This window comes from Bacillus sp. AFS041924 (assembly GCF_002577195.1).
In the GTDB taxonomy this organism is placed as follows: domain Bacteria; phylum Bacillota; class Bacilli; order Bacillales; family Bacillaceae_G; genus Gottfriedia.
Genome location: NZ_NULG01000101.1, coordinates 1 through 16,624 on the forward strand (window position 1 = coordinate 1; position 16,624 = coordinate 16,624).

At 31.9% G+C, this 16,624-nt stretch carries 18 protein-coding genes and 1 pseudogene; 17 read left to right on the plus strand and 2 right to left on the minus strand.

Features of this window, described 5'->3' with window-relative positions; translation table 11 throughout:
• Nucleotides 1-65: 65 nt before the first annotated feature.
• Nucleotides 66-938: a YitT family protein gene (locus COC46_RS17630; RefSeq protein WP_098811231.1), complete on the minus strand. Its 873-nt coding sequence runs from the start codon at nt 936-938 to the stop codon at nt 66-68.
• A gap of 136 nt (nt 939-1,074) precedes the next feature.
• Between COC46_RS17630 and COC46_RS17635 the strand changes: the two genes are divergently transcribed.
• The 17 genes and pseudogenes from COC46_RS17635 to COC46_RS17710 all read left to right on the plus strand — a co-directional run bounded on the left by COC46_RS17635 (nt 1,075) and on the right by COC46_RS17710 (nt 16,273).
• Nucleotides 1,075-1,404: a nucleotide pyrophosphohydrolase gene (locus tag COC46_RS17635; RefSeq protein WP_098811232.1), complete on the plus strand. Its 330-nt coding sequence runs from the start codon at nt 1,075-1,077 to the stop codon at nt 1,402-1,404.
• A 2-nt stretch (nt 1,405-1,406) separates the two neighbouring features.
• Nucleotides 1,407-2,210, plus strand: coding sequence for a 4-hydroxy-tetrahydrodipicolinate reductase (gene dapB / locus COC46_RS17640; protein WP_098811233.1), 804 nt, complete (start codon nt 1,407-1,409; stop codon nt 2,208-2,210).
• Nucleotides 2,211-2,222: 12 nt separating this feature from the next.
• Nucleotides 2,223-2,568: pseudogene (locus COC46_RS22840) on the plus strand (methylglyoxal synthase).
• 20 nt (nt 2,569-2,588) lie between these two features.
• Nucleotides 2,589-3,290 carry a bacillithiol biosynthesis deacetylase BshB1 gene (bshB1, locus tag COC46_RS17645; protein WP_098811234.1) on the plus strand — a complete coding sequence of 234 codons (702 nt, stop codon included), beginning with the start codon at nt 2,589-2,591 and terminating at the stop codon, nt 3,288-3,290.
• Nucleotides 3,291-3,321: 31 nt separating this feature from the next.
• Nucleotides 3,322-4,452 (plus strand): N-acetyl-alpha-D-glucosaminyl L-malate synthase BshA, encoded by a 1,131-nt coding sequence (bshA, locus tag COC46_RS17650; RefSeq protein WP_098811235.1) that lies wholly within the window; start codon nt 3,322-3,324, stop codon nt 4,450-4,452.
• Between the two features lies 1 nt (nt 4,453).
• Nucleotides 4,454-5,647: a CCA tRNA nucleotidyltransferase gene (locus COC46_RS17655; protein ID WP_098811236.1), complete on the plus strand. Its 1,194-nt coding sequence runs from the start codon at nt 4,454-4,456 to the stop codon at nt 5,645-5,647.
• Complete coding sequence (locus tag COC46_RS17660) at nt 5,632-6,615, plus strand: biotin--[acetyl-CoA-carboxylase] ligase (protein WP_098811237.1); 984 nt, start codon at nt 5,632-5,634, stop codon at nt 6,613-6,615. The genes COC46_RS17655 and COC46_RS17660 overlap by 16 nt, the downstream gene beginning before the upstream one ends.
• Before the next feature lie 380 nt (nt 6,616-6,995).
• Nucleotides 6,996-7,838 (plus strand): 3-methyl-2-oxobutanoate hydroxymethyltransferase, encoded by an 843-nt coding sequence (panB, locus tag COC46_RS17665; RefSeq protein ID WP_098811238.1) that lies wholly within the window; start codon nt 6,996-6,998, stop codon nt 7,836-7,838.
• Entirely contained in the window at nt 7,835-8,680 is an 846-nt protein-coding gene (gene panC, locus COC46_RS17670; protein WP_098811239.1) for a pantoate--beta-alanine ligase, read from the plus strand. Before panB ends, panC begins: the two co-directional genes overlap by 4 nt.
• Nucleotides 8,681-8,706: 26 nt before the next feature.
• Complete coding sequence (gene panD / locus COC46_RS17675; protein WP_098811240.1) at nt 8,707-9,090, plus strand: aspartate 1-decarboxylase; 384 nt, start codon at nt 8,707-8,709, stop codon at nt 9,088-9,090.
• Nucleotides 9,091-9,297: 207 nt separating this feature from the next.
• Complete coding sequence (gene dinG / locus COC46_RS17680; RefSeq protein ID WP_098811241.1) at nt 9,298-12,087, plus strand: ATP-dependent DNA helicase DinG; 2,790 nt, start codon at nt 9,298-9,300, stop codon at nt 12,085-12,087.
• A gap of 107 nt (nt 12,088-12,194) precedes the next feature.
• Nucleotides 12,195-12,365, plus strand: coding sequence for a YpmA family protein (locus COC46_RS17685; protein ID WP_098811242.1), 171 nt, complete (start codon nt 12,195-12,197; stop codon nt 12,363-12,365).
• Between the two features lie 11 nt (nt 12,366-12,376).
• Nucleotides 12,377-12,841, plus strand: coding sequence for a cell wall elongation regulator TseB-like domain-containing protein (locus COC46_RS17690; protein ID WP_098811243.1), 465 nt, complete (start codon nt 12,377-12,379; stop codon nt 12,839-12,841).
• Nucleotides 12,842-12,856: 15 nt separating this feature from the next.
• On the plus strand, nt 12,857-14,044 hold the full coding sequence (locus COC46_RS17695; RefSeq protein WP_098811247.1) for a pyridoxal phosphate-dependent aminotransferase: 1,188 nt from the start codon (nt 12,857-12,859) through the stop codon (nt 14,042-14,044).
• Between the two features lie 290 nt (nt 14,045-14,334).
• Complete coding sequence (locus COC46_RS17700; protein WP_098811244.1) at nt 14,335-15,063, plus strand: DnaD domain-containing protein; 729 nt, start codon at nt 14,335-14,337, stop codon at nt 15,061-15,063.
• 45 nt (nt 15,064-15,108) lie between these two features.
• Entirely contained in the window at nt 15,109-15,771 is a 663-nt protein-coding gene (nth, locus tag COC46_RS17705; protein ID WP_098811245.1) for an endonuclease III, read from the plus strand.
• Entirely contained in the window at nt 15,761-16,273 is a 513-nt protein-coding gene (locus COC46_RS17710; protein WP_098811246.1) for a YpoC family protein, read from the plus strand. The genes nth and COC46_RS17710 overlap by 11 nt, the downstream gene beginning before the upstream one ends.
• 66 nt (nt 16,274-16,339) lie before the next feature.
• On the opposite strand, the gene COC46_RS22335 is transcribed toward COC46_RS17710, so the two are convergent.
• A partial coding sequence (locus COC46_RS22335; RefSeq protein WP_176545208.1) for a hypothetical protein occupies nt 16,340-16,624 on the minus strand: 285 nt, incomplete at its 5' end.

Here is a 16,624-nt window from a genome sequence, read left to right on the forward strand (position 1 = left end):
CTTTATAGGGAACAATTCAATTAATGCCATGAACCTCTTTTTTAATGTTATTATTTTACTAAAAATTATGGATGAAGTGGAACTTTATTTTCATCTAATGTAAAGCCTTCACCAAGTACGTCGTGCACTTCTGTAACAGCTACAAAAGCATGAGGATCTATATCCTGAATGATGTTTTTTAAATGAACTAATTCATTTTTTGGTACTACACAAAATAATACGTCTTTACTTTTACCAGTAAATGTACCTGTTGCTTTCAAATAAGTTGCTCCACGTTCCATTTCCTTCATAATTCGGGCTGCAATTAAATCATTTTTCTCAGAAATAATATTTGCTCCACGGGCAGCGTATGCACCTTCTTGCATAAAATCAATAATTCTTGCACCAACAAAAACTGCTACTAATGTATACATTGCTTCATAAGCTTTTAAATAAGTTAAAAGTGAAAGTGTAATAACTACAAAGTCAAAAATAAACATTGTTTTACCCATATTCATACCTTTGTACTTATATGCTAAACGAGCGATGATATCGACGCCACCAGTTGTCCCACCGAATCTAAATATAATTCCTAAACCTACACCGATAAATACACCTGCAAATAATGAAGCTAACATTAAATCGCCATGAACATCTATATTGAAAGGAAATTTCTCAAATAGCTTCAAGAAAAATGATACTGCGATTGTCCCAATGATCGTATAAAGCATTGTAACTGTACCAAGTAATCTCCAACCTATAAAAAATAAAGGGATATTTAAGGCTAAGTTTGAGATCCAAACTGGAATATTTAATTCTGCTAAAAGAATTAAGTTAATACCTGTAAATCCACCTTCAGCTAGATTGTTTGGAATATTAATATTCATAATTCCGAATGAAAAAATGGCTGAACCTAAAATAATAAATAAGATATTGCGTAACTTTAATTTAAAAATCATATACTTCCTCCATACTGATAAAATTACCCTAAACTCTTATTTTTATCTTATCTTGTATTTTTTTCAAGTAAAATAATATATAATTTGTCAAAAAGTGGTCATTTAGATAAGATTTAATTGAGGAGTTGAAAATAGTATGCACGAAAAAACGATGAAAGAAATGCAAAAAGAAGTAGATACATATATAGGACAATTTAAAGAAGGTTATTTTAGTCCTTTAGCAATGATGGCTAGGTTAACAGAAGAAATGGGTGAACTGGCTAGAGAAATCAATCATACGTATGGTGAAAAACCAAAGAAAGATACTGAAAAAGAAAAGCTAATTGAAGAAGAGCTAGGTGATGTATTATTTGTTATGATTTGTTTAGCAAACAGTTTAAATATTGATTTAGCGCAAGCACATGATATGGTTATGAACAAGTTTAATACTAGAGATAAAGATCGTTGGACGAGGAAGGAAGTATAATAATGGAAAAAGTAATTAGAGTAGTATTAGCAGGACCAAGAGGAAAAATGGGAACTGAAGCTTTACAATTAATTAATCGAACTGAACATTTTCACCTAGTAGCTGCAGTAGATTATAAATTAGGTGGAGAACAAATTCAAAAGATTAACCCAGAGTTTAATGGTGAAGCAAATATATATGAAACATTAGAAGAATGTATTGAAAATGAAAGCTTTGATGTACTTGTTGATTTAACAACACCTGAAATTGGCAAAAAACATGCATTTTTAGCTTTAAGAAATGGTATTCGTCCTGTAATCGGTACAACAGGTTTTTCAAAAGAAGAGCTTGAAGATTTGAAGGAATTAGCTTCAAATAGTGAACTAGGTTGTATTATTGCGCCTAATTTTGCAATTGGTGCTATATTAATGATGAAGTTTTCTGCGATGGCAGCGAAATATTTTAAAGATATTGAAATCATTGAGCTTCATCATGATCAAAAATTAGATGCGCCTTCTGGTACAGCTCTTAAAACAGTTCAAATGATTGAGGAAGTTCGTGAATTAAAAGCACAAGGGCATCCAAATGAAGTTGAAACTGAAGCCGGTGCAAGAGGGGCAGACATGAATGGAATGAGAGTACATAGTGTGAGATTGCCTGGTCTTGTTGCGCATCAACAAGTTTTATTCGGTGGCGATGGTCAACTCTTAACAATCCGTCATGATTCAATGAATAGAGCATCTTTTATGTCTGGCGTTAAAGTAGCAGTTGAGGAAGTAATGAAACTTTCAGAGCTAGTATATGGTTTAGAAAATATAATGGACTGACGTGGTTTCTAATTGAAAATAGCTCTAATTGCTCACGATAATAGAAAAGATGCATTAATTAGCTTTGTGTAAGAAAATGAATCTTTTTTTCAGCAACAGAAAACTTTTTCGGACTCCATGTAATGGAACATACATCTTTAAAAGTTCATCGTTTTCAATCTGGTCCACTCGGAGGTGATCAAGAAATGGTGCATTAATTGCCAAAGATAAAATGGCTGCCATATTCTTTTTTAGAGATCCATTAACAACCGTATGAACCAGATGTAAATGCCTTATTAAGATTATGCGATGTTTTTCATGTCCTTAAGTTGCAACAAATATTCAAACTGCTAAGGCAGTCGTGAAATTATTTAGTTAGTTTGAAAGAGAGTGAGATAGATGGAATATTTTGATGTACTAGCATTTGGAGCCCATCCAGACGATGTTGAAATCGGTATGGCAGGCACGATTGCTAAATTTACAAAATTAGGGTACAAGGTAGCTATTTGTGACTTAACAGAAGCGGAACTCTCATCAAATGGTGATACGTTTATTAGACGAAAAGAAGCTGAAGCGGCTGATAAAATATTAAGTGTTTCAAAACGTTTTAATTTATCATTACCAGATAGGGGGCTATACTTATCTGAGGAGGCAATTAAACAAGTAGTTGCTTTAATTCGAATGACAAAACCAAGTATCGTATTTTCACCATATGAAATAGATCGTCATCCAGATCATGGAAATTGTACAAAAATTGTAGAAGAAGCTGTATTTTCATCAGGTATTAGTAGATTTAATGTAAATACAAATCATGATGCTCACAAGGTTAATCATGTTTTCCAATATATGATTAACGGATTTCATCGACCGAATTTTATTGTTGATGTTTCAGAAACAATTGAAGTCAAAAGAGCAGCATTAGAAGCGTATGAAAGTCAATTTACTCCTGGTCCAGATGGGGTGATAACTCCTTTAACAAATGACTATGTAAATAGTGTAATCGCAAGAGAAAAGATTTTCGGTAAAGAAGTTGGAGTACCATTTGGAGAAGGGTTTATGACAAAGAAACCACTTCTATTAAATGCAGATTGGCTTTTATAAGAAGAAATGAAGAATGTTTAGGAGAGATAAAATGAAATTAAAAATTGGAATCACATGTTATCCTACAGTAGGCGGTTCAGGTGTAATCGCGACTGAGCTAGGTAAGTTATTAGCAGAACTAGGACATGAAATTCATTTTATTTCATCAAGTATGCCGTTTCGTTTAAATAAAGTATATCCTAATATTTATTATCATGCAGTTGAAGTAAATCAATATTCAGTTTTTCAATACCCACCATATGATTTAGCATTGGCGAGTAAAATGGCTGAAGTTGCAAATCGTGAAAAATTAGATATTTTACATGTACATTATGCGATTCCGCATGCAATTTGTGCTGTTCTAGCTAAACAAATGATTCATCATGATATTAAAATTGTAACAACATTACATGGTACTGATATAACTGTTCTAGGTTACGACTCCTCTTTAACAGAGCTAATTAAATTTGGTATTGAAAAATCAGATGCTGTAACCGCAGTTTCGAATGATTTGATACGCCAAACAAATGAATTATTGAACCCTGATAAAGAAATACAAACTGTGTATAATTTTATTGACGAGAGAGTGTATTATAAAAGAAATTGTCGAGCATTGAAAGCAGAGTACGGTATTAAAGAGCATGAAAAAGTCATCATTCACATTTCCAATTTCCGACAAGTTAAACGTACAAAAGATGTTGTGGATGTATTTAACTTAGTAAGAAAAGAAATCCCGTCGAAGTTACTATTAGTAGGCGATGGTCCTGAAATATCAAGTTTATGCAAATTAGTACGAGAACTTGGCATTGAAAAGGATGTTTTATTTTTAGGAAAACAAGAGAATGTTGAAGAATTACTTGCAATGAGTGATATCAAATTACTACTTTCATCAAAAGAAAGCTTTGGTCTAGTATTACTAGAGGCAATGGCTTGTGGAGTTCCATGTATCGGTACAAGAGTTGGTGGGATACCTGAAGTAATCGAACATGGTGAGAACGGGTATATTTGCGAACTTGGTGATATTGATCAAATCGCTTATTATACGCTCGATTTATTACAAGATGAAGAACTATATAGTAGGATCTCAAGTCGTGCGATTGAAATTGTGAAAGAAAGATTCCATTCAAATAAAATCGTTGCACAATATTTATCCATTTATAAAGAATTAATAGGAATGAAGTAATATGGAAATATTCGAGAAGGCTAGACCGATATTAGGTGAATTAACAAAAAATGGCTATGAGGCTTATTTTGTCGGTGGTTGTGTAAGAGATAAATTATTAGATCGAAAAATTGGAGATATTGATATAGCAACTTCAGCATTGCCAGAAGAAGTTATGTCAATATTTCCAAAAACTGTTCCTACAGGGTTACAGCATGGTACTGTTTTAGTGATTCAAAATGGTGAACCTTATGAAATTACTACATTCCGAACAGAGTCTACATATCATGATTATCGTCGGCCATCAGAGGTAACTTTTGTTAAATCAATCGAAGAAGATTTAAAAAGAAGAGATTTTACAATGAATGCCATCGCTTTAACAACAAGAAATGAAATAATTGATCCTTATAATGGTGCAATTGATATTAAAGATGGATTAATTAGAAGCGTTGGGGAAGCAGAGGAAAGATTTCACGAAGATGCTCTAAGAATGTTAAGAGGTGTACGCTTTGTAAGTCAATTAGATTTTCGTTTACATGAAGAGACTTTTCAAGCGATTAAATCCAATAAAAATTTAATAGAAAAGATTGCAATTGAACGAATTTCAATTGAAATCGAAAAATTGTTGATGGGTAAATCTCCTAAAAAAGGGATTGAGCTATTAATCCAAACAGGGTTAATAAATCATCTTCCAAGTTTAGAAAATTGTACAGATCAATTTGTAACTCTATTAGGGCTTCCAATTCAATCTTTAAAAACAATCGAAGAAATATGGGCACTAATATTATTTAAATGCAAATTTGACAATCCGGAACAATTTCTAAGGGATTGGAAAATGTCGAATAGTCGTATAAAACAAATTATAAAAATTTATAATTTGTTAAACGAATCTAAAATTAAATGGAGCAATAGTAAGTTATACCAAGTTGGATTAGCGGATGCCATAAAATATGAACGCTTACAGTGTGTAAATGGTCATATTGATGCAAATGAATTTAATATGGATTTACTAAAGGATCTATATAATAAATTACCGATTTATTCTAAATCAGATTTGTGCATTTCTGGTAATAATTTATTAGAATGGTCGCAATTAAAAGGTGGACCATGGTTAAAAGAAGTATTAAGTGAAATTGAATTTCATATTGTTGAGAATCAACTTGAGAATAACCAACTTGCTGTTAAGGAGTGGTTCATAAATTGGCTTCGAAAGTAAAAGAACGAATTTTACAATTATTTACAGAAAATAGTAATGAATATTTATCAGGACAATTTTTGAGTGATGAATTAGGAATTTCACGTACTGCAATTTGGAAATATATGAAAGAATTGCAAGAGGAAGGAATTGAAGTTGAAGCAGTTAGGAAGGTTGGTTATAAAATAACAGGTAAATCAGATCGATTGACGCCAACTGATATTCAACTAGGTTTAGAAACAAAAAAATTTGGCAGAAATGTCATTTACCAAGAAGAAACAAATTCAACTCAAACAATTGCAAATGAATTAGTACTAAATGATGCACCAGAAGGTACAATCGTCTTAGCTGAGCGACAATTGTTAGGTCGTGGGAGATTACAACGAAATTGGTTAACTTCAGATGGAAAAGCAATCGCAATGAGTGTAATACTTAGACCTGCTATTTCACCAAGAGTAGCACCACAATTAACATTGTTAACAGCTGTTGTCATTGCATCAGCTATAGAAAAAGTAACTGGATTACAACCTAGTATTAAGTGGCCCAATGATATTTTAATTAATAATAAAAAAGTTTGTGGAATCTTAACTGAGATGCAAGGGGATGCGGATTGCATTAAAAGTGTAGTCATTGGAATCGGTATAAATGTAAATCAAGTTGAAGAAGATTATCCATTAGAACTATCAGATATTGCTACATCTTTACGTATTGAAAAAGGACAATCCTTTATGCGTGCAAATTTAATTCAAGTTATTTTAGCTGAATTTGAGAAGTTTTACGATATATTTTTAGAAAAAGGATTTAAACCGATAAAAATCCTATGGGAGAGTTATGCGATTTCCTTAGGTAAACGAATAAAAGCGACTACATTAACTGAGGAAATTGTTGGTAATGCAATTGGCATTACCGATGAAGGGCAGTTATTAATTGAAGATCATTTAGGACAAGTGCATACTATCTATTCCGCAGATATAACAATTAATAAATAATGTAGTACCTTTAAAAATAACTCTCTTTTCAATACTGGAAAGAGAGTTATTTTTTTGCGACAAAATGTCACTTATATTTGTAAATAATACCAAGTTTTTTCTTTACTTAATTGGTGTTCATACTATAAACTGTATTGGGAGGGTCACCTTAAGGATGATGCTTCAAGGGTGGTATCTGAATAGGGTCAATTAAACTTTAGTATCCTAAGAAGAACTACACCAAGTTTTAAAAAATCATTTTAAAAAATGTGTTCTGCCTTGATCCTATAAGGACTGGGACAGAGGAATGAGACGGTTTACAATTTTCCTTTGTTCTTTTTTTGAGCAAAGGTTTTTTATTTGTAGCCCCCATTTCCTCTTCATTTAAAAGGAGGAAAAAAATGAAAACAACTAAAGATTTTTTAAACATGAAACAAAATAATGAACCAATCGTAATGATCACTGCTTACGATTATCCTTCAGCTCTATTAGCTGAAGCAAGTGAAGTGGATATGATCTTAGTCGGGGACTCACTTGGGAATGTTGTCCTTGGATATGATTCTACAATTAAAGTTACTGTAGATGACATGGTTCATCATTCTAAAGCTGTTAAAAGAGGTGCGAAAAATACGTTTATTGTTACTGATATGCCATTCATGTCTTACCATTTTTCAAAGGAAGAAGCTATGCGAAGCGCTTGTCGAATTATGCAAGAAGGAGATGCGCACGCTGTTAAGCTTGAAGGCGCAGATGAAAATGTTTTAGAAATAATTAAAGCATTAACAATTGCAGGAGTACCTGTTGTTGCTCATTTAGGATTAACTCCTCAATCAGTAGGTGTACTTGGTGGGTACAAAGTGCAAGCGCGAGACTCAGAAAGTGCGATGAAATTGTTTAATGATGCAAAAAAATGTGAAGAAGCAGGAGCATTTGCAATCGTACTTGAATGTATACCAAAGCAAATTGCAAAGGATATTTCAAAAGACCTTTCAATCCCAACAATAGGTATTGGAGCAGGTGTAGATACTGATGGTCAAGTACTTGTTTATCATGATTTAATAACATATGGTGTTGGTCGAGTAGCTAAGTTTGTTAAACAGTATGCAAATGTATCTACAACAATTGAACATGCAATTGCTTCATATGTTCAAGAAGTTAAAGCTAGACAATTTCCAGATACTAAACATTCGTTTACGATGAAGGAAGAACAGTTAAAGGCGTTATACGGGGGAAGTTCGCAATGAAAGTGTTTCACAAAATCAATGATTTAAGAAATGATTTAAAGATCCAACGAAAAAATGGTAAATCAATTGGATTTGTTCCTACGATGGGATTTTTACATGAAGGTCATGTTTCATTATTAGATGCAGCTAGAAAAAATAATGATATCGTTGTTTTGAGTATTTTTGTTAATCCTACTCAATTTGGCCCAAATGAAGATTTTGATCGATATCCTAGAGATTTTGAGAGAGATGAAAAAATTGCTTTAAATGCTGGTGTAGATTACCTCTTTTATCCAACAGTTGAAGAAATGTATCCAAATGAATTAAAATCAACAATGAAAGTTACAAAACGTGTTGATGTCCTTTGTGGAGAAAAAAGACCAGGTCATTTTGATGGTGTTGCATTAGTAGTAACAAAATTATTTAATATTGTTCAACCAGATCAGGCTTACTTTGGATTAAAAGATGCTCAACAAGTTGCGGTTATTGAAGGATTAGTTGAAGATTATAATATTCCAGTTAAAATAAATCCGGTTGCAACCATTAGAGAAGAAGACGGATTAGCTAAAAGTTCTAGAAATGTCTATTTGTCAGAGATAGAAAGACAAGAGGCACCAGTTCTTTATAAAAGCTTACAACAAGCAGTTGAAGATATAAATAATGGGAATCTAAATCCAGAGCAACTAAAACAGGGTATTACTTCTGCAATAGAAAACAAAACATCTGGAACTGTAGATTACGTAAGTATATACTCTTATCCAGATTTAGAACCTATAAATAAAATAAATGGAAAAGTAATAATTGCATTAGCAGTAAAATTTTCAAATGCTCGCCTAATTGATAATATTATTATTTCTATTTAAGAATTGAACAACTAGGGGGAAATAACATGATACGCACAATGATGAGAGCAAAACTTCATAGAGCAACAGTTACAGAAGCTAACTTAAATTATGTAGGAAGTATTACGATTGACGAAGATTTAATGGATGCTGTTGATATATTAGAGAACGAAAAAGTTCAAATCGTAAATAATAACAATGGTGCACGTCTTGAGACTTACGTAATTCCAGGAAAACGTGGAAGTGGTGTAATTTGTCTAAACGGAGCGGCAGCTAGATTAGTTCAAGAAGGCGACAAAGTTATTATTATTGCCTATGGTCAAGTTGAAGAAGAGAAGCTTGATCAACATGAACCAAAGGTTGCTATCTTAAATGATGCGAATGAAATTGTCGAAATGATAGGCAAAGAAATTGCAGGTACAATTAAGTAATCAAAAAGTGATTTTTTTTGACTGACTAAAAATGCAACTCTATTAGGAAAAAGTAACATGCTTCATAAGAAGGTGCAGTAACTATGAATACTAGCATATGCGGGTTAGTCTGAAATCCCCTTCTTAGGGGATTTTTTTATTGGTTGTATTGTTTAATATGTTTTATACAAAATAATAACTATATAGAGAATTTGGAGGTGGCAAAGAATGAATAAGTTTGTGGTAGTTGACCTAGAAACAACAGGTAATAATAATAGAGGTCAAGATCGAATTATTCAAATTGCAGCCTTTTTATTAGAAAGTGGAGAAGTAATAGAACAGTTTTCAAGTTTTATTAATCCAAACATGAATATCCCGGCATTTATTTCTGAACTAACAGGAATTTCAGATGAAATGGTGCAATATGCACCTCAATTTGAACAAATTGCTGATGAATTATACCCTATGTTTAACGATGCATATTTCGTTGCACATAATGTTCATTTTGATTTAACGTTTTTACAAAAAGAGTTTGAGCGGATTGGTTTACCAAAAATTTCACCGTTAGCTATTGATACAGTAGAGCTAACTAGAATTTTATATCCAACTTTAACTAGTTATAAATTATCTGACCTAGCAAAAATATTCAATATTCAGCATGAAAACCCTCATCAAGCTGATAGCGATGCGGAAGTAACGGCTGAATTGTTAACAATTTTATTAAAAAAACTTGAAAGTTTACCTTACGCTTCATTAAAAATTTTGGAAAAGCTTAGCACTAGTTTTAAAAGCGACATTACATACTATATTTCAGATTTACTTCAAAAACAATCTCAATCGTTTACTAATGAAACTGTTGATTTTGAAGAATTTAGACGAATCGCCCTTAAAAAAAGAAGTTTTAGTTTACCACAAGAAGAGGAAGATTTTGTGGAATTCGACGAGCATCTTAAACGTGATCTTGTGGCTCAAATGGCTGTGGAAATTCCAAACTTTATAAAAAGGAATGAACAGTTTGCCTATATGCATGATGTGTTCGATGCATTTTTGCACAATAATATCCTGTTAGCTGAGGCTGGAACAGGAGTTGGAAAGACATTTGGTTATTTAATTCCATCAGCATTTTACTCTAAACAATTCGGTAAACAAGTAGTAATTAGTACAAGTACAATCTCATTACAAAAACAACTGCTTAAAAAACATTTAACAACAATTGAAAAAATAGTTCCATTTCAGTTAAAAGTTGCATCAATACAGAGTAAAAGAAATTATTTATGTCTCCAAAAATTTGAATATGTTGTTGGCGAACAATTCGATGATAATTATGATAGTATTTTGTCTAAGGCAATGATCACAGTTTGGTTAACTGAAACTGAAAATGGTGAATTAGATGAATTATCACTTCCTTCTGGAGGAGTACATTTATGGGATCGAGTTTGCTGTAATGAAGAGAGTGAAAATAAAAGAGCAAATCCATGGTTTCATAAATGTTTTTATCAAAGAGCTAAAAATCAGTTAATGTTAGCAGATTTAATTATTACAAACCATGCTTACTTATTATCGACTTTAAAAAATAAAGATCACTTAATCAATACTGTTAAAAATATTGTAATTGACGAAGCACATGCTCTTGAAGAGACTGCATCAAAAACTTTTGGGACCAGTTTTTCGTGCCTAAAATATTACCAGTATTTAAGTAGATTAAGTACGACAGATAGCAATGAGATTGTACATCGGTTATTTAAAATAGATGAGGGGATACCGAATCGTGAAAAATGGTGGAAAAAAGTTGACCATTTAGTAAAAGAAATTAAGTATGAATCAGACGAGTTATTTAGATTATTACGTGGTTTTATTTTAAGTAAACAAAATGAATTAGATAAAGAAAACATACGACAATCAATAACACTAAGTAAAAAAAATACTTCAACCCAAAATTGGAAAGTGATTCAAGAAAGTGCAAATCGATTAATTCATGTAAATAATAATTTGTTTACAGGATGTGAGCAATATTTAAGCTTAATTGATGAGAATAAAATTTCAGCTTCTCACCGTTCAATGATCACAGAATTCAAAATGATTATTGACCAATTAATTAGTATGAAAAATGGTTTATATGAAATAGTTTTCGATCGTAATGATCATTATATTTGCTGGATGGAAACTGAAGCAAAAGGATCATTTCATACAACGATGCTTTATTGTGAGAAAGTAGATAATGCTGATTTAGTACAAAATTATTTAATTAATGGAAGAAATTCTATTGTTCTGACATCTGCTACTATGTCGATTGATACATCATTTTCATTTCTAAAATCATCTTTAGGTATAAGTGAAAATAAAAATGTCATTGAAAAAATATATCCTGTTCCGAGTGATTTTGCACAAGGAATGAAAGTTTATATACCTTCAGATTTAATGGGTATAAAAGAGATTACTCAAGAAGAGTATGCATTACAAACGTCCAATACAATTCGAAAAATCGTTAACGAAGTAAAAGGACGTACATTAGTTTTATTTACTGCCTTTGATTTATTAAAACAAACTTATGATAATTTATTACAAGATTTAGACTCATTGAATTCATCTGTATTAGCTCAAGGATTTTCTCCAGGAGGGAAACAAAAGCTAATAAAACAATTTTTACAATCTAAACAAACAATTTTATTAGGTACAAATACTTTTTGGGAAGGAATTGACCTACCTAATGAAGAATTAGATTGTTTAATCATTGTACGATTACCGTTTACAAACCCTGAAAAGCCTATGTTTATTGCTAAATCAAATTTATTAAAAAAAGCTGGGGAAAATTCTTTCACAAGTTTAGCTTTACCATTAGCAGTATTTAAGTTTAGACAAGGTTATGGTCGACTAATTCGAAATGAAAAAGATCAAGGTTCATTATTTGTTTTAGATAACCGAATAATAAATACTAATTATGGAGCAGAATTTTTAAAGTTAATACCAAAAAATAAAATAAAAATTGATTCAATTGATGAATTATTAAAAGATTTTTAGTGGTTTTTCAAAATTTAGCATGAGAATAGTAGGGGATTTAAGGTTAGACGTATGGTATAATGACATAAATTGTAATGTATTTATAATACATTTTTAGGAGGAGCAACATGAATTCAAATATTGAAGTACTATCAACAACAAAAATTGAATATACTAGAGATTTATACAAAATTGTTGATAATTTAAATCGTACATTAAAGGAAAAAGATTTAATGTTTGGACTTGCACTTGATAAAGAAAATCAAGAATATGCGGTATTTACAATTTATCGAACATAAATGAGGTATATATGAAAAAATGGTTAGTCATCCTTGGATTATGCGTCATTTTTCTTTCATTATTTTTAATCGCCACTTATCAATCATCAATGTCAAAGCTAAATGATGATAAAAAGAATGCCGAGAAGCTTGTTTTAAATCAAGGATATTTAAAAACTGTCGAGCAATCTAATTATTTTCATGGAAAAGAACAAGCGATTGTAGTAAGAGGTAAAGATGATGCAAATAATGAAATGATCGCATGGGTACAGGATGGAGTAGTTATTACACGTAAGAAAAGTGAAGGATTGACCCATAAACAAATCGTTGACAAAGTAGTCAGTGAGAGAAATCCAAGAAAAATACATAAAGTAAAGTTAGGAATAGAGAACAAAATACCACTTTGGGAAGTAGTATATATAGACCAAAACGGCCGATATAATTTTTATTACGCTACTTTCGAAAATGGAGAGCTTTTAAAACGCTATAGTATTTAGGGGGAAAGTATGAAGATGAAACTAGCAAAAAGAGTAAGTGCACTAACACCATCTACAACACTAGCTATTACAGCAAAAGCAAAAGAAATGAAAGACCAAGGTATTGATGTAATTGGATTAGGGGCAGGCGAACCTGATTTTAATACACCAGTTGAAATTATTGAAGAAGCTTATTCAGCAATGCTTAAGGGACAAACAAAATATACTCCTTCAAACGGCTTACCGGCTTTAAGAAAAGCGATTTGTGATAAATTATTGAATGATCAAGGATTAACTTATTCACCTGGAAATGTAGTAGTTACCAATGGTGCAAAACACGCACTTTACACACTTTTCCAAGCGATTTTAGATCCAGGTCACGAAGTAATTATTCCGACTCCGTACTGGGTTAGTTATCCTGAACAAGTAATATTAGCAGAAGGTGTGCCAGTATTTATTGAAGGATACGAGCATCAGCAATTTAAAGTAACACCTGAACAAATCGAATCTGCAATTACTGAAAATACAAAAGCGATCATTATAAATTCACCAAGTAATCCAACTGGTATGATTTATTCTGAGCAAGAGTTAAAAGCAATCGGAGATATTTGTTTAAAACATGATATTTTAATCGTTTCCGATGAAATATATGAAAAGTTAGTATATGATGGTGCAAAACATATTTCAATTGCTTCACTAAGCCCGGAACTTAAAAATCAAACGATTATCATTAACGGTGTATCAAAATCTCATTCAATGACAGGATGGAGAATTGGGTATGCAGTTGGTAATAAAGAAATAATCGATGCAATGACAAATCTAGCTAGTCACTCGACTTCAAATCCTACTACAATGGCACAAATCGCTACGATTAAAGCATATGAATTAGGTGATGGACCAGTTGAGGAAATGAGAGTAGCGTTTGAAGATCGTTTAAATAAAACATATGAACGTTTAGTTTCAATACCTGGATTTAGCTGTGTTAAACCTAGCGGTGCGTTTTATTTATTCCCAAATGTGACTGAGGCTGCTAAAATGGCTGGTTATCAGAACGTGGATGAATTCTCTACTGAATTACTTCAAAAAGCTAATGTTGCGGTAATTCCGGGGTCAGGATTTGGTTCACCTGAAAATATCCGCCTATCATATGCAACATCACAAGAACAGTTAGATAAAGCATTAGATCGTATTGAGCAATTTATGAAAGCAAATATACTAAGCTAATTTCAATTTGATTGAAACAAAACTTAGTTAATTATTCTAAAAAGTGAAGCTAAGCAAATGCTTAGCTTTTCTTAGTTCATGTCAATCGTTTTTAGCTTTTAACAAAGTGTTTCAGGTGATGGATTAAGCTTTGAACATACTGTAGCTAAATATCCATCATTAAATAATTTATTAGTTGGTTTTTTAAACAACAACTAGATATACTAAAATAGAGGTGTGATTAGCATGCCTCTATTTATTTTATTTAGTAAGTTTCTTTTACTGTATATTTTATGTAATCATGCTATACTATGCTAGAGGTGTTCGAAGTGAATAATAATAGCATTCTAAACTGGATTCAATCTGGGAATATTAGTATTCCAAATATACTTCTCAGTCATTATTCTTCTTTAAACATAAATGAAGAAGAACTAGTCATGATTCTACAGCTTTACTCTTTTCAACAACAAGGTCACACGTTTCCAACACCTACTCAATTAGCAAATATTATGTCAATAAAAGAACAAAGATGTATGGAAGTTATACGAGAACTTCTTAAAAAAGGTCTATTAGAAATAACGGAAGAAATTGATCAACACAATTTACGTTGTGAGGCATATTCTCTTGCGCCGTTATGGCTAAAGTTAATTAATTATATTGAGAATGGTCAGCAAGCTATTGAACCTAATACTATACCTTCAATTATAGAACAAGAAGAGGAATCAATTTACTTAGTTTTTGAAAAAGAATTTGGTAGATTGTTGTCTCCTTTTGAGATTGAAACTTTAACAATGTGGATGGACCAAGATGATCACAATGAAAAACTAATAAAAACTGCCCTAAAAGAAGCGGTTATTAGTGGGAAATTAAATTTTCGTTATATAGATCGAATTCTTTTTGAGTGGAAGAAAAATGGAATTAAGCAAGTAGAACAAGCATTAAATTATAGTAAGCATTTTCGAAAAAAAGAAACAAGAGAACCACAAAACGAAACAAAGTACACAGGATCAATTCCTTTTTATAATTGGCTTGAAAAGTAAAGCGAGGAGATTCTCCTCGCTTTTGTTTAGTAAGGAGTGTTTTAAATGTTAAACAAGAAACAAATAAGTGAAGCTCTACAAATTATTGGCGATATGTTCCCAGATGCACATTGTGAGTTAAATCATAAAAATCCTTTTGAATTAGTAGTAGCGGTTGCATTATCAGCACAATGTACGGACGTGTTAGTAAACAAAGTTACTAAAAATCTTTTTGAGAAATATAAAGAACCCGTTGATTATTTAAACGTATCTTTAGAAGAATTACAAAATGATATTCGCTCAATAGGACTTTTTAGAAACAAAGCAAAAAATATTCAAAAATTAAGTGAAATGATTATTAATGAATTTAATGGGGAAGTCCCACGCACAAGAGAAGAGCTTGTGAAATTGCCTGGTGTCGGCAGAAAGACTGCAAATGTAGTCATGTCAGTTGCATTTAATATACCAGCAATAGCTGTAGACACGCATGTAGAAAGGGTTTCAAAGAGATTAGCAATTTGTCGCTGGAAAGATTCTGTCTTAGAAGTTGAAGAGACGTTAATGAAGAAAGTGCCAATGGAAGATTGGGGGGTAACTCATCATCGTTTAATATTTTTTGGAAGATATCACTGTAAAGCTCAAAGACCAAGTTGTGAGGTATGTCCTTTACTTGATATGTGTAGAGAAGGAAAAAAACGAATGAAAGTGAAGAAAGTAAATGACAAATAATATTCATAAGGATTTTATCGTTCAACCTTTTTATAAAGACAAGACGGTTGATCAAATTGTTAATGATGAAATTAATATTAAAAATAAACCATTTTTTTATGAAAGCTATCAGATTATAGTGAATAATAGTACCGATATGCCAAATGAAAGTGATGAAATAATGATACAAATGATTAAAGAGTGGAAAGAGGAATCAGACTACATTTCTAACTACTTTAAACAAAGAAATCGAAAACTAGCATATGAACCGATGATTAGGGGATTAGCAAATTTTATTTCAATTCTAACGTGGATTAACGGAAAAATGCTTCTTAATTTAAATAATATCTTACATGAGTTAGATGGATTAAAGGTCAAACCAATTAATCTAAACGAACGAATTAGCTTTCTTTTAAATCAACCGGATCACTATCACTCTTTTATTCAACTTTCTGGCTTATATTCAGAATTAGAAAAGCTTTATTATAAGCAAAAAATAACTTCGCCTAAAAGCGAAGACTGATTTTTCATTCTAAACTGATTAAGAATTTGAATACATAGAAAACCTCCTCATTTGAGGAGGTTTTTCTTATGCAATAATATTACGTTCTAACCTATTAAACCGACTATTAGAGTACGAATCTGAGTTATATGAAGTTGGATTCGTGCTAGTTGGTTTATTAGGATCCGGTGTAGTAGGAGGTGTTGTTGGATTCGTATTACCATCTCCAGTACCACCAGTGCCGTCACCGTCACCAGTACCGTCGCCATTACCAGTACCATCGCCGTTACCGGTACCATCACCATTATCAGTACCATCGCCGTTACCATCGCCGTTACCGTTACCGTTACCGTTGCCGTTACCATTGCCGTT